Raw genomic sequence first — 14,830 nt, 5'->3', positions numbered from 1 at the left:
CTGGCACTACCGCCACCTGGTGCTGGGCATGGTGGGCATCTTCGTGTACGTGGGCGGGGAAGTGGCCATCGGCTCGCACATCGTTTCCTACCTGCACCTGCCCGACGTGGCGGGCCTCGCCCCCAAGGTGGCCGGCGACAAGGTCACGTACTACTGGGGCGGAGCCATGGTGGGCCGCTTCCTGGGCGCCTACCTGCTCAACAAGGTCAACCCCGGACGGCTGCTGGCCTTCAATGCCCTGGGGGCCATGGCCCTGGTGCTGCTCTCGCTGAGCACGAGCGGGCCGGTAGCCATGTGGAGCCTGCTGGCCGTGGGGCTGATGAACTCGATCATGTTTGCCACCATCTTCACGCTGGCCGTGGCCGGGCTGGGGCGCCACACGGAGGAAGCCTCGGGCCTGCTGAACGTGGCCATCGTGGGCGGGGCCCTGGTGCCCATGCTCTTCGGGGCCGTGGCCGACGCCAGCTCCCTGCGCCTGGCCCTGCTGCTGCCCGTGCTCTGCTACGCCTACATTCTCTGGTACGGCCTGAAAGGACACGTCAGAGCGGCTTAGGGCAGAAAATCACCCAGCTAAACAACAAAGGCAGGCCGCGGGCTTGCCTTTGTTGTTTTACCACTTACCTGGTTCTCACCTCCATGCAGTTATCCTTTGGGTTGAAGGTGCGGGCCTAGGAGCCGTCTATTGTCCGCGGGCGGCAGTAATTTGCCCCTTCAACCCCACGGCCGTGCGCATCTCTTTTCTTCTGCTTATTCCCCAAGTATTGCGACAGCAGCACAGCCAGCGGTGGGTGGTGAGGCTGTTTTTTGGCCTTTTGCTTTGCCTGGGGCTGGGCTTGCACCGCGACTACGGCATGTCCTGGGACGAGGTGAACAACCACCAGAACGGGCTAGTCAGCTTAAACTACGTGGCGCAACAGCTTGCCCCCGATCTGGCACGGCGCGTGGCGGCTCACCACTCCCCCATCCCTAACATTCGCGACTTCCCGGACAGTGACCACGGGCCGCTTTTTGAGATGGCCGCCTCCGTGCTGGGCTATGCTCTCACCGATGGTGATTCTCGGTCCGTGTACTTCCTGCGGCATTTGCTGGTGTTCATTACCTTTATGCTGGGGGCCTGGGGGCTGTATTACATCGGCAAGCAGCGGTTCCGCGACTGGCGCTGGGGGTTGCTCGGCAGTTTGCTGTTGGTGGCTTCGCCCCGCTTTTTTGCTGAGGCTTTCTACAACGGCAAGGACGTGGTATTTATGTCCCTGTTCACGCTGGCCGTGGCCGGACTACTCTGGCTGCGGCGGCGCCCCAGTCTGTTCCGGGCCTTTGTACACGGCCTGCTCACGGCCATGGCCACCGACATTCGGGTGCAGGGACTGCTGATCATTTTACCTACGTTGTTTGTGCTGCTCGGCGCCCAAACCGGCCAGGCCGCTGCCGGGCGCCACCGGCTGGGGTTGTGCGCGGTGTATGTAGTAGCCGCGCTGGGCGGCACCTACGCTGGCTGGCCCTACCTCTGGGCCACGCCTTTGGCGGAGCTGCTGCAGGCTTTCCACCGCCTGCACAGCTACCCCTGGGCATTTTCCGTGCTGTACCTGGGCCAGCTGATTCCCGCCACCCAGCTCCCCTGGCACTACGTGCTGGTATGGCTGGGCATCACTACACCAGTAGCCTATTCTGCCCTAGCTATGGCCGGCACTGCTGCTTCTCTTGCGCAGGCTTTGCGCCTACGGGGCCGCTGGCTGCGCACGGCTGCCGGCCAGCTCGACTGCTGGCTACTGGTGTGGCTGCTGGGGCCTTTAGCCGTGGTTATCGGCACGCACGCGGTGCTCTACGATGGGTGGCGGCACCTCTACTTCATCTACCCGGCTTTCCTGCTGCTGGCCGTAAAGGGCCTGCGGGAACTTACGCACTTGGCCAGAGCCACCCGGCCCGGCCGCTGGGTGGCAGTCGTAGTGCTGCTGGCGGCTACTCTGGAGTTTCCGGTTACCGTTGTACGGATGGTGCGCCTGCACCCATTTCAGCAGGTGTACTTCAGCTTTTTGCCTGGCACCTGGGCCGAGCAGCTGTTTGAGCGGGACTACTGGGGGTTGGCCTACCGCCAGGGCCTGGAGTGGCTGCTACAGCGCGACGCTAGCCCCAAGCTCACCATTCAGGTGCCGTGGCACTACCCGCTGTACAATAACTCCCTGATTCTTCGCCCCGAGGAGCGGGCCCGGCTGCAGTATGAGCCCAGTGCCCGCGCCCGGTACTTTATCACAGGCTACCGCTGGCACCCACAGTCCTACCTGGATAGCGTGGGCCATGAGGTACACCAGGTCCGAGCCGGCGGCGTGAAAATTTTGTCGATTTTTGAGCGGCCCAACTAGCCTGACTTGCGGCTTTGGGCCTGGCTTTTGAGTTGACTCCCAGCCACCCTCTCCTACTACCGTTTACCCTTGCGCGCCTTCTAATGGCCTTAATCGAAGTAGTTACCGCTGAGCAAAAGCGTCTTTTCCGCGACTTCCCCGAGCAGATTTACCGCGACCATCCGGCCTGGATCCGGCCGCTGGACGAGGACGTGGAAGCCACCTTCGACCCGGCCCGCAACCACAACTTCGAGCAGGGCGAGGCTATTCGCTGGGTGCTCACCAACGCGGGCGGCCAGCCCATTGGCCGGGTAGCCGCATTCATCAACCCCGCCACCGCCCACACCGACCCTACCCTACCTACCGGCGGCATGGGCTTTTTTGAGTGCATCAACGACCAAGCAGCGGCCGACACGCTTTTCACCGCCGCTCAGGCCTGGCTTTCGGCGCGCGGCATGCAGGCCATGGATGGGCCCATCAACTTTGGGGAGCGGGACCGGTTCTGGGGCTTGCTGATTGCGGGCTTCACCGAGCCCAACTACGGCATGTTCTATCACCCGGCCTACTACCAACAGCTGTTTGAGAACTACGGCTTTCAGCTCTACTTCAAGCAGTACACCTGCTACCGGCCGGTTGCGGAGCCGCTCCACGCCAGCTTCCACAAGGCAGCTGAGCGCTACGCCCAGGAAAAGCCGGAGTTTCGCTTCGCCCACGCCAACCTGAGCGACCCGGAAAAGATGAGCCAGGACTTTCACCACGTCTACAACCTGGCCTGGGCCAACCATTCGGGCGTGGTAGCCATGTCGCTCGACAAAGCCCGGGCCCTGGTGCGCCAGATGAAGCCCGTTGTAGATGAGCGGATTGTCTGGTTTGCCTACCACCACGACGAGCCCGTGGCGTTCTTCGTGAGCCTGCCCGAGCTGAATCAGATTTTCAAGCACGTGGGTCCTCGCCTCGACCTGTGGGGCAAGCTGAAGTTCGTGTGGGAGCGGTGGCGCTACCAGCGGCGGCAACCCAAAAAGATGTTCGGGGTGATTTTCGGGGTAGTTCCGGCCTGGCAAGGGCAGGGCGTGGAGTCGGCTATGCTGGTGCACGCTCAGAAGTCCTTTATCGACGCGGGCTACACGGATATCGAAATGAACTGGATTGGGGACTTCAATCCCCGCATGCTGGCTGTGACGCGCTCTATCGGGGCGCGTATCTACAAAACGCACGCTACTTACCGCAAGCTCTTCGACGAAAGCCGCCCGTTTGAGCGGTGCCCCATTATTCGGTAGCTGCTGCCCGGGCCCGGAACTGAGCATCCAGCGCCAGTACCTGCGGAATGAGCAGGTGCTCGTCGTCGTTGTGCAGCACGAAGTCGGCCCGGGTGAGCTTTTCCTCTTCGCTGAGCTGCTTGCCCATGATGCTCATAATGTCGTCGGTGGTGCGGTGCGGGTCGCGGCGCAGGACGCGGGCGTGTCGGATAGCCGCGGGGGCAAAGACCGTGATGATCTGGTCGAGCTGCCGGTAGGCCCCGGACTCGTACAACAGCGCCGCCTCCTTAAGGATGTAGGGCTTCTGCGCCTGTTCCTGCTCGGCGGCCCAGCCGGCAAAGTCGCGGCCTACGTGGGGGTGTACCAGGGCGTTGAGTTGGGCAAGCCGAGCCGGGTCCGAGAAAGCCAAACGGGCCAGATATGGCCGGTCAAGCTGCCCATCGGCCCCGAATACGGCCGGCCCGAATGCGGCTATTAATTCCTGGCGCAGGGCCGTATCGTGGGCCATTACCCACTTGGCGCGGGCATCGGAGTCGTACACCGGCACGCCAAGAACCTGGAAAAGCCGGCAAACCACGCTTTTGCCTGACCCAATGCCGCCCGTAATACCAATGCGCAACATAGCTGAAGGAGTTAGGGACGGGCAGGGTGCTTAGCCAACGACACGCGCACCAGAGGCGTGAGCAGGCGGGCACCGCGCACAGGCGGCTGCGTCGGCATCAGCAGTGGCTGGAGCGTAGAATCCGCGGGGCGCAGCTGGCCAAAGTCCAGCAAGGCCCGCACCTGCTTCATGTCTAAGCGGGGCGTGTCTTCCGCAAAGCTCTGCACTTCCACGCGCAGCATCACCGGCCGGATGGTGTAAGGCTGGCCCACCGGAAAGTTGTGCAGGGCCGGCATCACCGAAATAACCTGGCTTACCAGGGGGCGGGGCTGCAGGCGCACGCGCACGTCCTGCACGTTCGTCGTCACGAGGCGGGGCCCCCCAATGGGCACCCGGATGCTGCCACTGCTGCTGCCGGCCGGGGCCTGGGGCAAGTGCACCAAGTAGGGGCTAGATAGCCGCGCAATTACCTGAGAAGGCCCCCGGAAGGAAATACTATCGGGCTCGAACCGGGCGACAAATGGCAAGGCGGCCCCATCGGCGGTAGGGCTGAGCATGAGCGGCAGGCGCCGTGTCACTAGCCGGTCGAACTCCACGAAAATGGTGTCCGTGAGGACGTAGTTCAGCTGCAGGCCTTCCATGGCTGCCAGCAGGGAAGGGCGCATTTGCTGAGCCGCCACGAAGCGGGTAGAAGGCAGACGCTCCAGTTGAATTTCGGCGGGGCGCACGTCCAGCATCAGGGAGCGGCGCAGCAGCTTCCACCCCCGTCCGGTCACGTTCACGGCTACTTCCCGCGGCAACGGCTGCACGGGTACGTAGCGCCGGGCATCGTAGCGCCATTCCAACGGATACGTGATGCGGGTGGTGTAGACCTTGTTGAGGGCGTTGAGCAGCCAGAACGTGGACGCAGCCAGAAAGCACGCCGTAATAGCCCGCCAATAGCTGCGCTCCTGCCCGGAAAACGGGTCGATAAACCAGCGGGCAATATTTCGGCTTCTCAGGAGCGGCACATCGTGCGGGGCTTATCGGTGATGGGGCAGTTACGCCGTGGGCTCAGTGGTAGCAGCCGGGGCTGCCGTGCCGGCCTGCCGGGCCACGGCGGAGCGGTCGAAGCGCAGGCGCAGGCCCCGGTCCACTTCCAGAACCACGGTTTCGGGCGTCACGTCCACCACTTTGCCGTGCAGGCCGCCAATGGTTACCACGTTGGTTCCTTTGGCAATGCTTTCCCGGAACTTCTTGGCTTCGCTGGCGCGGCGCTGCTGCGGCCGGATCATGAAGAAGTACACAATCACGGCAATAACAACCGGAAAAAGCAGGGAGGTATAATTCTCGCCCGCGGGAGCGGCCTGTAGAAGAAGCGTCAGGAACATGAAAAGGAATGTGCTAATTTGGGTGAATGTGCTTCACTTCGCTAATGTGCTACTTCTAATGTGCTGATGTGGAGAATGTGCTGAGGTGCTAATGGTTGTTCTTTCATTAGCACCTCAGCACATTCTCCACATCAGCACATTAAAAACTACTGCCGAACCGGACCGGCCGAGGCGTCGGCCAGGATGTTGGTCTTGATGACAATCTTGTTGACGCTGGGCTGGGTGTTAGCCTGGATGGAAATTTCCTTGTGCTGCACGCCCGATTTGCCCTGGCTATTGAACTGCACGTCGATGGTGCCTTTCCCGCCGGGCTGGATGGGCTCCTTGGTCCAGTTAGGCGTGGTGCAGCCACAGGAGGCCACCGCGTTGCTGATCAGCAGCGGCGACTTGCCGGTGTTGGTAAACGAGAATGTGTGCTTTACCACGTCGCCGGGCTTAATGTCGCCAAAGTCATGCTCGGTTTCGGCGAAGGTCATCACCGGGGCGTTGGGGTTCGGCGTTTCCGATTCGGCCGTGGCGTTGGGGTTATCCACCGTGGGGTTGGCAGCGTCGGCTGCATAGGTAGCGGCGGCGTTCATGCCTTCCGTGCCTTCGGCGGCAGCTTTGTCGCGGTTGCAGGCGCCCATAAACAGGCCAGCCGACAGCAACAGCGCAGAAAACAGGGTACGTTTCATAAGAAAGCGAGGTGAGGGTAAGCAGCCCACGGGCTGCTCATCAGGTTAGAATTCAAATGTACAGCTTGTAGGCCGAAAACGAGTTGCCAGGGATTAGTTGCTCGTGGTCAATGTCAAACACCCGAAAATGCGTTGTCAGTTGCTTGGTGCCCGTGGTTAGGCCGCAAAAAGGCCGTTTACGCACGCACAACAAGCAACTGACAACAACTGATACGCTCCGCTTACTTGCCGAGGTTATCGATAATGGCCTGCGCAAACTCGCTGGTAGAGGCTTTGCCGCCCAGGTCGCCAGTGCACTTTTCCTTGTCTTTCAACGTCAGCTCCAGGGCTTTTTCCAGCTTGTCGGCGTGCTCATGCTCACCAATGTGGTGCAGCATCATCAGGGCCGAGCGCAGCAGAGCCGTGGGGTTGGCTTTGCCCTGGCCAGCAATGTCGGGGGCCGAGCCGTGTACGGCTTCGAAAATGGCCATGTCGTCGCCGATGTTGGCGCCGGCTACCACACCCAGGCCGCCTACCAGACCGGCACACAGGTCGGAGAGGATGTCGCCAAACAGGTTGGTCGTCACCACCACGTCGAACTGCTCGGGCTTGTTTACCAGCTGCATGCACATGTTGTCGATGATCTTGTCCTCGAAGATGATGTGCGGAAACTCGTTAGCGGCTTCTTTGCCGGCGTTGAGCATGAGCGTGCCGGCCATTTTCAGGATGTTGGCTTTGTGCGCCAGCGTCACCTTCTTGCGGCCGTGCTTGGCGGCGTAGGCAAACGCCGCGCGGCAGATCTTGCGGGAGCCTTCCTTGGTGATGCGGTTAAATGAGTCGGCAATGCCCAGCCGCTCGTCGTATACTTCCAAGCCCGAGTACAGGCCTTCGGTATTTTCGCGGAACAGCACCAGGTCGATGCCTTCGTAGCGCGTAACAATGCCGTCCGTGGTTTTGGAGGGGCGTACGTTCTGGTAGAGGTCGTACTTCTGGCGCAGGGTCACGTTGATGCTGCGGAAACCCTTGCCCACCGGCGTGGTAATTGGTCCTTTCAGGGCCACCCGGTTTTTCTCCAGCGACGTGAGTAGGGCCTGCGGAATCAGCTCGCCCGACTGGTCGAAGGTGGTTTGTCCCGCGTTTTGCTCTTCCCATTGCACCGGCACCTGGGCGGCCGCAAAAATGTCCGTTACGGCCTTAGTAATTTCCGGCCCAATGCCGTCGCCGGGGATAAGGGTGATGATATGCATCTTGGTATGAGAATGTGAAAAATGTGAGGAATGTGGTAAATGTGGTAAATAAGCCTTCTGGCTCATTTCAGCACATTTACCACATCCCTCACATTTTCTGGTTACAGCGTGGTTCGCCGGGAATTGATCTGGTTGATGAGCTGATCAACGTCGCCGAGCAGCTGCTCCGCTTTGTCCTTGGCGTCCCGAATCACGCGCTGCCCTTCCGACTTGGCCGAGGAAGGCGCTACGTCGGTGCGGCTGGTGACCAGGCTTTCGGTCAGGTCGGCCAGGGTTTCGCGGTATTTCTCCAGCTGGTAGCTAAGCCAGCTGCGGGTTTCGCGGCCTTTTTCGGGGGCGTAGAGAATGCCGAGCACGGCCCCGGTGAGGGCCCCGCCGGCGAAGCATAGAATGCCGGTAGTGGTTTTGCTACCCATAGTGCAGAAGATGAGTACAGAGGTGGGAAAGAGAACTGGCCTTACTACGCAAAACTCAGCGTTTGGGTACCGGCCCGGGAAAGTATCGGGGGTGAATATAGAACATGAACCATACTCGCCCTAGTCCGCTACTGATTATCCAGCAGCCCGCGGCCCGATTTGCGGATGGCTCCGCTGGCCGTTAGCTCCTGCGCCAGCTTGTCCAGAATGCCGTTGATGAACTGCTTGCTTTTGGGCGTGCTGTAGAGCTTACTGATTTCGATGTATTCGTTGATGGTCACTTTCACGGGAATAGCCCGGAACAGGTGCATTTCGCACAACGCCATTTTCAGGATAATCTTATCCGTCAGGGCCACGCGCTCCACGTCCCAGTTCTGGGCCGACTCGGCAATGAGCTTCTCGTACTTGGCGTCGTCGTCCAGCGTCTGTTTGTAAAGACTTTCGGCAAACTCCTTGTCGTCCTGCCAGTTGGCCGACAAAGACATGAGCTCCAGCTCCTCGGTGGCGGCTTCGTCCAGCATCTTCACCGTTTTCAGCACCAGGCTTTTCACGATGGGCCGATTTTCCTCCCAGTTCAAGTCATCCTCTTCCAGGAAGGCCGGCAGGGCCGTGCCCTTAAACACGTACTCCTTGAAGAAGTACTTCAGGATTTCCTGGTCAGCGGCGTAGTCGCCGGCCGGGGCAGCCAAGTAGCTCTGTACTTCAGTGTCGTTGCGGATTTCATTGCGCCAGGCTTCGCGCAGGGCCTCCATTTCTTCCGCTCCGCTCCAGTCCATGCGGCGGCGGATGGTCAGGTCCTGCAGCTGCTTGTTGTCGGCCAGCTTCTGGAACACGGGGTTTTCCTCCAGACGCGTGGTATCGAGGCGGGCTTCCTTGGGAGCCGTGTAGCGCCGCGACTCCCGGCTTTTCTCTTCTTCAAACACCTGCAGCAAAGCCGAAGGCAGATTCAGCAGGTGAATGTACTGATCGTGGATGCTCTCGGCCGCGTGCACCAGCTGGCCCCCGTAGAAACCAGCGTCCTTGGCTTTGTTTTTCTGGTAGAAGCTGATGGCCTCCCGCACCGCATTGTTCACGTCCTTATCGTCCGTGGCTTCGGGCTCCTCGCCGTTCTTGTACCACTCCTTAAACATCACCTCGGCCATTTTGCGCTGGCCCTGCAGTACGCGGCGGTCCTGCGGTTCGGGGGAGTTCAAATCGGGCGCAAAGTCATCCGCGAAGCGGTCAATAGCTAAAAGCATATCCGAGCCTTCGGCCTGATGGTAGGCGTACAGGGCCTGCATGACCTTGATGCGGAGCGTGCGACGGTTGAGCATGGGTTGTTGGGGGCTTAGGGTCTTGGGGACTTAGGGTCTTGATTGCCGTTGGAATTGTCCGGTGCATTTGCCGCACCACAAAATCCAAGACCCCAAGACCCCAAGACCCTAAGTCCCTTTTTTAATAGGTTGATTTGACTTTGCCGAGGGCCGCAATGCGTTCCTCAGCCTGCCGGATGGCAGCATGTTGGGGGTGACTCTGCTCCTGCTCGGCGCGCTGGAATACCTGCAGGGTGAAGTCGTAGATTTTTTCGGTTTGGGTAAGGGCCGACTGGCGGCTGCCGCCTACCACCTCGGAGTACACGTTGATCAGGCCACCGGCATTGATGAGGAAGTCGGGGGCGTACAGGATGCCGCGCTCTACCAGGCCGGGGCCGTGTACTTCCTCATCCTTCAGCTGGTTGTTGGCGCAACCCGCCACAATGCGGCACTTCAGCCGGTCAATCGTGTCGTCGTTGATGGTGGCCCCCAGGGCGCAGGGCGAGTAGATGTCCACGTCCTGGTCGTAGATTTCGTCGAGGCTCACGGCTTTGGCGCCAAAGCGGGCGGCGGCCTCCAGGGCGCGGTCTTCGTAGTAGTCCGTCAGCACCAGCTTGGCGCCTTCTTTCTGCAGGTATTCGAGCAGGTAGGTGCCCACGTGGCCCACGCCCTGCACGGCAATGCGCTTGCCCGCCAAGGAGTCGGAGCCGTACATTTTCTTGGCAGCAGCCTTCATCCCCATATAGGTGCCGTAGGCCGTTACCGGCGACGGGTCGCCGCTGCCGCCCATGCTCTCGGGCAGGCCAGCTACGTGCTTGGTTTCCATCCGGATGTACTCCATGTCCTTGGTGGTCATGTTCACATCTTCGGCGGTGATGTACTTGCCGTTCAGGTTTTTCACGAAGCGGCCGAACTTGCGCAGCAGGGCCTCAGTCTTCATGGTTTTGGCGTCGCCGATGATGACGGCCTTGCCACCGCCCAGGTTCAGACCCGAAATGGCGGCTTTGTAGGTCATGCCGCGCGAGAGGCGCAGCACGTCGTTCAGGGCTTCGGCGTCGGAGGCGTAGTGCCACATGCGCGTGCCGCCCAGGGCCGGTCCCAGCACGGTGTTGTGGATGCCAATGATGGCGCGCAGGCCCGTTTCCTGGTCGTGGCAGAAAACGACTTGCTCATGCTGATGCTCGGCAATCTGGCCGAAGACCGACGTATCGGTCAGGGTTTGTACTTCTACCATTGGGTGGGAAGAAATAAAAGGGTGGGTGGGAAATGTGGGGTAGTGGGAGGCGGTGATACTATCTTTGGGACGCCGCCCGCATAACGGGCGAGTGGCGGGGCCGAAACGTTGCACCATCCAAAGCAGTAGTACGGAAAACGGCGGGGTGACGAACGTCTTTCCCCGGCTTCGGTCCGCCCTTTTGGCGCTGGTTTGGGCCCTGTCCCAATTCGGGTGCAAAAGTAACCCATTTTCCGGTCCCGGTCATTGCCGGCCGTCATCAAACCGTTACGCTTTGCGGCGGTTTCCTGTCTTTACCTTCCTCAACTGTGCGCGCTTTAGCTTCTACCAACAAATACCTGTTTCGCTATAAGTGGCATTTCCTGGGCGGGGTGCTGTTCGTGGCGCTGAGCACCTTGCTGGCCATTTTCCCGGCTCAGATTGTGCGCTACGCCTTCGACCTCGTAGGTGAGGGCATCGACCTGTACCACTTGTATGCCGGCACCCAGGCCCAAAGCTTCGTGTATGAGCTGTTTGGGCGCAACGTGCTGCTCTATGGCCTGCTCATTGTGTTGATGGCACTGCTGCGCGGCATCTTCCTGTTTTTCATGCGCCAGACGCTTATCGTGATGAGCCGGCTCATTGAAAACGACCAGAAAAACGAAATCTACCAGCACTACCAAAGCCTGCCGCTGGCTTTCTACCGCCGCCACAGCACCGGAGATTTGATGTCGCGCATTTCCGAGGACGTGGGCCGGGTGCGCATGTACATCGGGCCGGCCATCATGTATTTTCTGCAGCTGGTGGTGCTGTTCGTGCTCATTGTGCCGCTCATGCTGATGGTGAACGTGAAGCTGACGCTCTACACGCTGCTACCGCTGCCGGTCCTGAGTGTCAGCATTTTCTACGTCAACAACCTGATTGAGAAGAAGTCCGACGAAATTCAACGCTCCCTGGCTAGCATGACGACGTTCGTGCAGGAAGCCTTTTCGGGTATTCGGGTGCTGAAGTCGTTTGTGCGGGAGGAGGACTCGCACCGGCAGTTTGCGGTGGCGTCTGAAGACTATAAGCAGAAGTCTCTGAGTTTGAACTTCGTGAACTCCTTGTTTTTTCCGCTGATCCTGTTTCTGGTGGGCCTGAGCACCATCATCACGGTGTGGGTGGGCGGCCAGGAAGTTATTCGGGGCACCATCACCACGGGCAGCATTGCCGAGTTCCTGATTTACGTGAACCTGCTCACCTGGCCCGTCACGGCCTTGGGCTGGACCTCGTCGTTGGTGCAACGCGCTGAGGCTTCCCAGGCCCGCATCAACGAGTTCCTGCACCAGCAGACGGACATCGTCTCGCGCCAGAACCTGGCCCAGGAAATCCAGGGCGACATCGTGTTCGACCACGTTTCCTTTACGTATCCCGACACCGGTATTCAGGCCCTGAAGGACGTGTCGTTCCGCATCCGGCCGGGCCAGACGCTGGCCGTCATCGGCAATACCGGCTCGGGCAAGAGCACCATTGCCGTGCTGCTCTGCCGCCTGTTCGACGTGACGGAGGGCAGCATTCAGATTGATGGGGCCGACGTGCGCGACTTTGCCCTGACTTCCCTGCGGGAGCAGATCGGCTACGTGCCCCAGGATGTGTTCCTGTTTTCCGACTCCATCCGCAACAACATCAACTTCGGCCTCGACCAACCCGACGAGGCCCGCATGCTACAGGCCGCCAAGGACGCCAACGTGCACGAAAACATCCTGCGCTTTCCCGAGGGCTACGACACAAAAGTGGGCGAGCGGGGCATCACGCTTTCCGGGGGCCAGAAGCAGCGCGTGAGTATTGCCCGTGCCCTGGTGAAGGAACCCAAAATCCTGATTCTGGACGACTCGCTGTCGGCGGTGGATACCAACACCGAAAACGCCATCCTGGCCAGCCTGCAGCGCATCATGCACAACCGCACCAGCCTTATCATCTCCCACCGCGTGAGCTCCGTGAAGCTGGCCGACGAAATCCTGGTGCTCGACGACGGCCATATTGTGCAGCACGGTACCCACGAGGTGCTCATGCAGGATGAGCAAGGCCTCTACCGCGCCCTCTACGAGCGTCAGCTGCAAAGCGAAGAAACGTCTCTTTAATGTGCTAATGTGTTGGAATGTGTAGGCATGTGCTGATGTGCTAATGGTCGTTCTTTCATTGGCACCTCAGCACATTCTCCGCATTAGCGAAGCGCAGCACATGCCTACACATTCACCCACATTAGCACATTAATCTCGCAGCGCAGTAGCCGCTGCCGGTGCCCATGGCCACGCCCATGCCATTGCAGCGCGCAGCCACGAAAATGCGCGGCTCCACTTCCTCGATAATGGGTTCCAGCTCCTCGCCAAAGGCCATAACCCCACTCCAGCGGTAGTCGATTCGGGGGCGCTGACCAGGCAGGATGACGGTAGTGAGCAAGTGCTCCAACTGCTCCTGCACCCGGGAGGTAAGGCCCGGCTGGGTGGTAGTTTCCGTGGCGAAATCCAGGTTACGGCCGCCACCCAATAGCACCCGGTTACCCACGTGGCGGAAATAATAGTAGCCTTCGTCGTAGTGAAAGGTACCCCGCAGGCGCAGGTTGGCAATAGGCTCCGTTACCAGCACCTGCCCACGTCCCGGCACCACATCCAGCATCGAAAAAAACTGTTGGGTGAAGGCGTTGGTGGCCAGCAGCACCTGCCCGGCACCAATTGGACCGGCGGTGGTTTGCACGCGCACCTCGGCATCGGCACCGTCTATGGCCTCTACCGGGCAGCCGTGCAGCACCGTTACGCCGGCCTGCCAGGCCCGGCGCAGCAGTGCTTCCATCATGCGGCCCGTATGCAGGCTGCCCTCGGCGGCGTTTTCCAGCATAGCTTCCACGCCCGCCAGGCCCATAGTGCTTATCTGGCTGGTTGCATCCCGGAAAATCCGTTCGGCCCCGATGATAGGAGCTAAAAGCTGATTGTAATAGTCGATATGGGCCCGGCTGCGCTCAGCCATTGCCCGATCTTCCGGCCGAAACAGTTCAAAGCCCCCCACCCCTTCATACCCGCTAACCTCGTCGCCCAACAGGCCGCGCAGCCGCGCTAGCCCGTCCCAGCGGGCCTGCACTACGCGCAGCAGTGCGGCGGTGCCGCTTTTTTGCTCCTGGGCCAGCAGCTCTGAGATACTGCCGAAACAGGCAAAGCCCGCGTTTTTGGTGCTGGCCCCATTAGGCAGCAAGTCGCGCTCTAGCACGCACACCCGGGCTGTGGGCCGCAGCTGTCGGGTGTAGATGGCCGCCGACAAACCCACAATACCCCCACCGACAATTACCACATCATAGTAGCCCAGGAAGGTTTGCCGCTCCCAGTAGGAAAAATTCTGCTCTGCCATCATACCTCAAAAATAACAACCCATAAAAAAGCCCGCCAACTGTAGATGGCGGGCTTTTTTATGGGTTACAGCGTAGGGCCTACTTGCCCAGCATGACGCGCTTCATACCGGTACGCTCGCCAGAGGTACACTTCACAATGTAGTAGCCAGCTGGCAGGTTGCTTACATCAATCGTGGCTACATCATCGCCCGAAACTAGGTCACTAGTTACCACGGGGCGGCCGGCTTCATCGTTTACCTCCACGCGGGTGGGGCCGGTGGCATTGGTGCGCACCTGCATACGCTTGGTAATGGGGTTATTTTCCAGGCGCACCTTCAGCGTGGTGCTGTTGGGGGCCGCCGGCGCCAGCTTGTCGCTGATCAGGACGGCCGGGGCGGGGGCTGCCGCAGATGAGGTAGCTGGGGCTGCTTTGGCGCCGGCTGCCAGCGGCTTGGCCGGAGCAGCCGCGGGTTTGGCCACCGTTGCGGCAGGTTTAGCTACGGACTTGGCCGCCGCAGCTTTTGCCGTGGGCTTGGCTGCTGGTTTGGGGGCGGGCTTGGTTTGCGCACTGGCTACGTGCACGCCCAGCACCAGTGTTAATGCGGCCAGAAACGAGGAGAAAGATTTCATAGGTGTTCGTAGTGAGCCGATAAACAGCAGAAGTAAAATTACGATTTTATGCATCCACTCTGCATAAACCAGGCCAGGAAATACTTTTTTTCTTTAAACCATTTCCCTGATTTTCAGCCGTCAGACGCTGCTTACCGCCCTTTTTTGAAATTTTATACTCCCGAAAGTTGGGTTTCTCCTACAAAGCCGCTTACATTTGCAACTCAATTCCTCGGGGTGTAGCGTAGCCTGGTATCGCGCCAGCATGGGGTGCTGGAGGTCGTAGGTTCGAATCCTGCCACTCCGACCGAAGAATTACTGTTCGAAAAGCCTCTGGGAACCCCACCCGGAGGCTTTTTTCGGCAGAAGAAGAGAGTAACAGCCCGTTGATTCATCAGCGGGGTGTAGCGCAGCCCGGTAGCGCGCGTCGTTCGGGACGACGAGGCCGTAGGTTCGAATCCTGCCACCCCGACACTGCT

General features: G+C 60.1%; 14 protein-coding genes and 2 tRNA genes. 6 read left to right on the top strand and 10 right to left on the bottom strand.

Annotated elements, in window-relative coordinates:
- The 3 genes from gluP to FY528_RS07460 form a co-directional block, all read left to right on the top strand.
- On the top strand, positions 1-553 hold a 553-nt coding region (gluP, locus tag FY528_RS07470), incomplete at its 5' end, for a glucose/galactose MFS transporter (protein WP_149070365.1).
- Positions 554-725: 172 nt separating this feature from the next.
- Positions 726-2,357, top strand: a complete 1,632-nt coding sequence (locus FY528_RS07465) for an ArnT family glycosyltransferase (protein ID WP_149070364.1) — start codon at positions 726-728, stop codon at positions 2,355-2,357.
- A gap of 83 nt (positions 2,358-2,440) precedes the next feature.
- Complete coding sequence (locus FY528_RS07460; protein WP_149070363.1) at positions 2,441-3,613, top strand: GNAT family N-acetyltransferase; 1,173 nt, start codon at positions 2,441-2,443, stop codon at positions 3,611-3,613.
- On the opposite strand, the gene coaE is transcribed toward FY528_RS07460, so the two are convergent.
- The 8 genes from coaE to FY528_RS07420 all read right to left on the bottom strand — a co-directional run bounded on the left by coaE (position 3,603) and on the right by FY528_RS07420 (position 10,405).
- Positions 3,603-4,214, bottom strand: a complete 612-nt coding sequence (gene coaE, locus FY528_RS07455; RefSeq protein ID WP_149070362.1) for a dephospho-CoA kinase — start codon at positions 4,212-4,214, stop codon at positions 3,603-3,605. The genes FY528_RS07460 and coaE overlap by 11 nt on opposite strands.
- An 11-nt stretch (positions 4,215-4,225) precedes the next feature.
- Positions 4,226-5,203, bottom strand: coding sequence for a YbbR-like domain-containing protein (locus FY528_RS07450; protein ID WP_149070361.1), 978 nt, complete (start codon positions 5,201-5,203; stop codon positions 4,226-4,228).
- Positions 5,204-5,233: 30 nt separating this feature from the next.
- Positions 5,234-5,563 carry a preprotein translocase subunit YajC gene (gene yajC / locus FY528_RS07445; protein WP_149070360.1) on the bottom strand — a complete coding sequence of 110 codons (330 nt, stop codon included), beginning with the start codon at positions 5,561-5,563 and terminating at the stop codon, positions 5,234-5,236.
- A gap of 146 nt (positions 5,564-5,709) precedes the next feature.
- Positions 5,710-6,237 (bottom strand): DUF1573 domain-containing protein, encoded by a 528-nt coding sequence (locus tag FY528_RS07440; RefSeq protein ID WP_149070359.1) that lies wholly within the window; start codon positions 6,235-6,237, stop codon positions 5,710-5,712.
- 221 nt (positions 6,238-6,458) lie between these two features.
- Complete coding sequence (locus FY528_RS07435) at positions 6,459-7,463, bottom strand: isocitrate/isopropylmalate dehydrogenase family protein (protein WP_149070358.1); 1,005 nt, start codon at positions 7,461-7,463, stop codon at positions 6,459-6,461.
- A 101-nt stretch (positions 7,464-7,564) separates the two neighbouring features.
- Positions 7,565-7,879, bottom strand: coding sequence for a YtxH domain-containing protein (locus tag FY528_RS07430; RefSeq protein ID WP_149070357.1), 315 nt, complete (start codon positions 7,877-7,879; stop codon positions 7,565-7,567).
- Positions 7,880-8,007: 128 nt separating this feature from the next.
- On the bottom strand, positions 8,008-9,192 hold the full coding sequence (gene nusB / locus FY528_RS07425; protein WP_149070356.1) for a transcription antitermination factor NusB: 1,185 nt from the start codon (positions 9,190-9,192) through the stop codon (positions 8,008-8,010).
- A gap of 121 nt (positions 9,193-9,313) precedes the next feature.
- On the bottom strand, positions 9,314-10,405 hold the full coding sequence (locus FY528_RS07420) for a Glu/Leu/Phe/Val dehydrogenase dimerization domain-containing protein (RefSeq protein ID WP_149070355.1): 1,092 nt from the start codon (positions 10,403-10,405) through the stop codon (positions 9,314-9,316).
- A 308-nt stretch (positions 10,406-10,713) separates the two neighbouring features.
- Here FY528_RS07420 and FY528_RS07415 point away from each other — a divergent pair, with 308 nt between their 5' ends.
- Entirely contained in the window at positions 10,714-12,504 is a 1,791-nt protein-coding gene (locus tag FY528_RS07415) for an ABC transporter ATP-binding protein (RefSeq protein WP_149070354.1), read from the top strand.
- A gap of 121 nt (positions 12,505-12,625) precedes the next feature.
- Here FY528_RS07415 and FY528_RS07410 read toward each other — a convergent pair whose 3' ends face one another.
- On the bottom strand, positions 12,626-13,765 hold the full coding sequence (locus FY528_RS07410; RefSeq protein WP_149070353.1) for an NAD(P)/FAD-dependent oxidoreductase: 1,140 nt from the start codon (positions 13,763-13,765) through the stop codon (positions 12,626-12,628).
- Positions 13,766-13,841: 76 nt separating this feature from the next.
- Positions 13,842-14,372: a T9SS type A sorting domain-containing protein gene (locus FY528_RS07405; RefSeq protein WP_149070352.1), complete on the bottom strand. Its 531-nt coding sequence runs from the start codon at positions 14,370-14,372 to the stop codon at positions 13,842-13,844.
- 212 nt (positions 14,373-14,584) lie between these two features.
- Here FY528_RS07405 and FY528_RS07400 point away from each other — a divergent pair.
- Both FY528_RS07400 and FY528_RS07395 read left to right on the top strand, forming a co-directional pair.
- Positions 14,585-14,658: transfer RNA gene (locus FY528_RS07400), tRNA-Pro, on the top strand.
- A gap of 91 nt (positions 14,659-14,749) precedes the next feature.
- Positions 14,750-14,823: transfer RNA gene (locus FY528_RS07395), tRNA-Pro, on the top strand.
- The last annotated feature ends 7 nt before the right edge of the window (positions 14,824-14,830 follow it).

Source organism: Hymenobacter lutimineralis (genome assembly GCF_008271285.1).
GTDB lineage: Bacteria > Bacteroidota > Bacteroidia > Cytophagales > Hymenobacteraceae > Hymenobacter > Hymenobacter lutimineralis.
The sequence above is the reverse complement of the archived record's forward strand: the minus strand, read 5'-3'. Positions and strand labels throughout refer to the sequence as shown.

Excerpts from the sequence above, each read along its gene's own strand:
- FY528_RS07460 (WP_149070363.1), top strand. The coding sequence starts at position 2,441 with ATGGCCTTAATCGAAGTAGTTACCGCTGAGCAAAAGCGTCTTTTCCGC.
- coaE (WP_149070362.1), bottom strand. The coding sequence starts at position 4,214 with ATGTTGCGCATTGGTATTACGGGCGGCATTGGGTCAGGCAAAAGCGTG.
- yajC (WP_149070360.1), bottom strand. The coding sequence starts at position 5,563 with ATGTTCCTGACGCTTCTTCTACAGGCCGCTCCCGCGGGCGAGAATTAT.
- FY528_RS07440 (WP_149070359.1), bottom strand. The coding sequence starts at position 6,237 with ATGAAACGTACCCTGTTTTCTGCGCTGTTGCTGTCGGCTGGCCTGTTT.
- FY528_RS07435 (WP_149070358.1), bottom strand. The coding sequence starts at position 7,463 with ATGCATATCATCACCCTTATCCCCGGCGACGGCATTGGGCCGGAAATT.
- FY528_RS07430 (WP_149070357.1), bottom strand. The coding sequence starts at position 7,879 with ATGGGTAGCAAAACCACTACCGGCATTCTATGCTTCGCCGGCGGGGCC.
- nusB (WP_149070356.1), bottom strand. The coding sequence starts at position 9,192 with ATGCTCAACCGTCGCACGCTCCGCATCAAGGTCATGCAGGCCCTGTAC.
- FY528_RS07420 (WP_149070355.1), bottom strand. The coding sequence starts at position 10,405 with ATGGTAGAAGTACAAACCCTGACCGATACGTCGGTCTTCGGCCAGATT.
- FY528_RS07410 (WP_149070353.1), bottom strand. The coding sequence starts at position 13,765 with ATGATGGCAGAGCAGAATTTTTCCTACTGGGAGCGGCAAACCTTCCTG.
- FY528_RS07405 (WP_149070352.1), bottom strand. The coding sequence starts at position 14,372 with ATGAAATCTTTCTCCTCGTTTCTGGCCGCATTAACACTGGTGCTGGGC.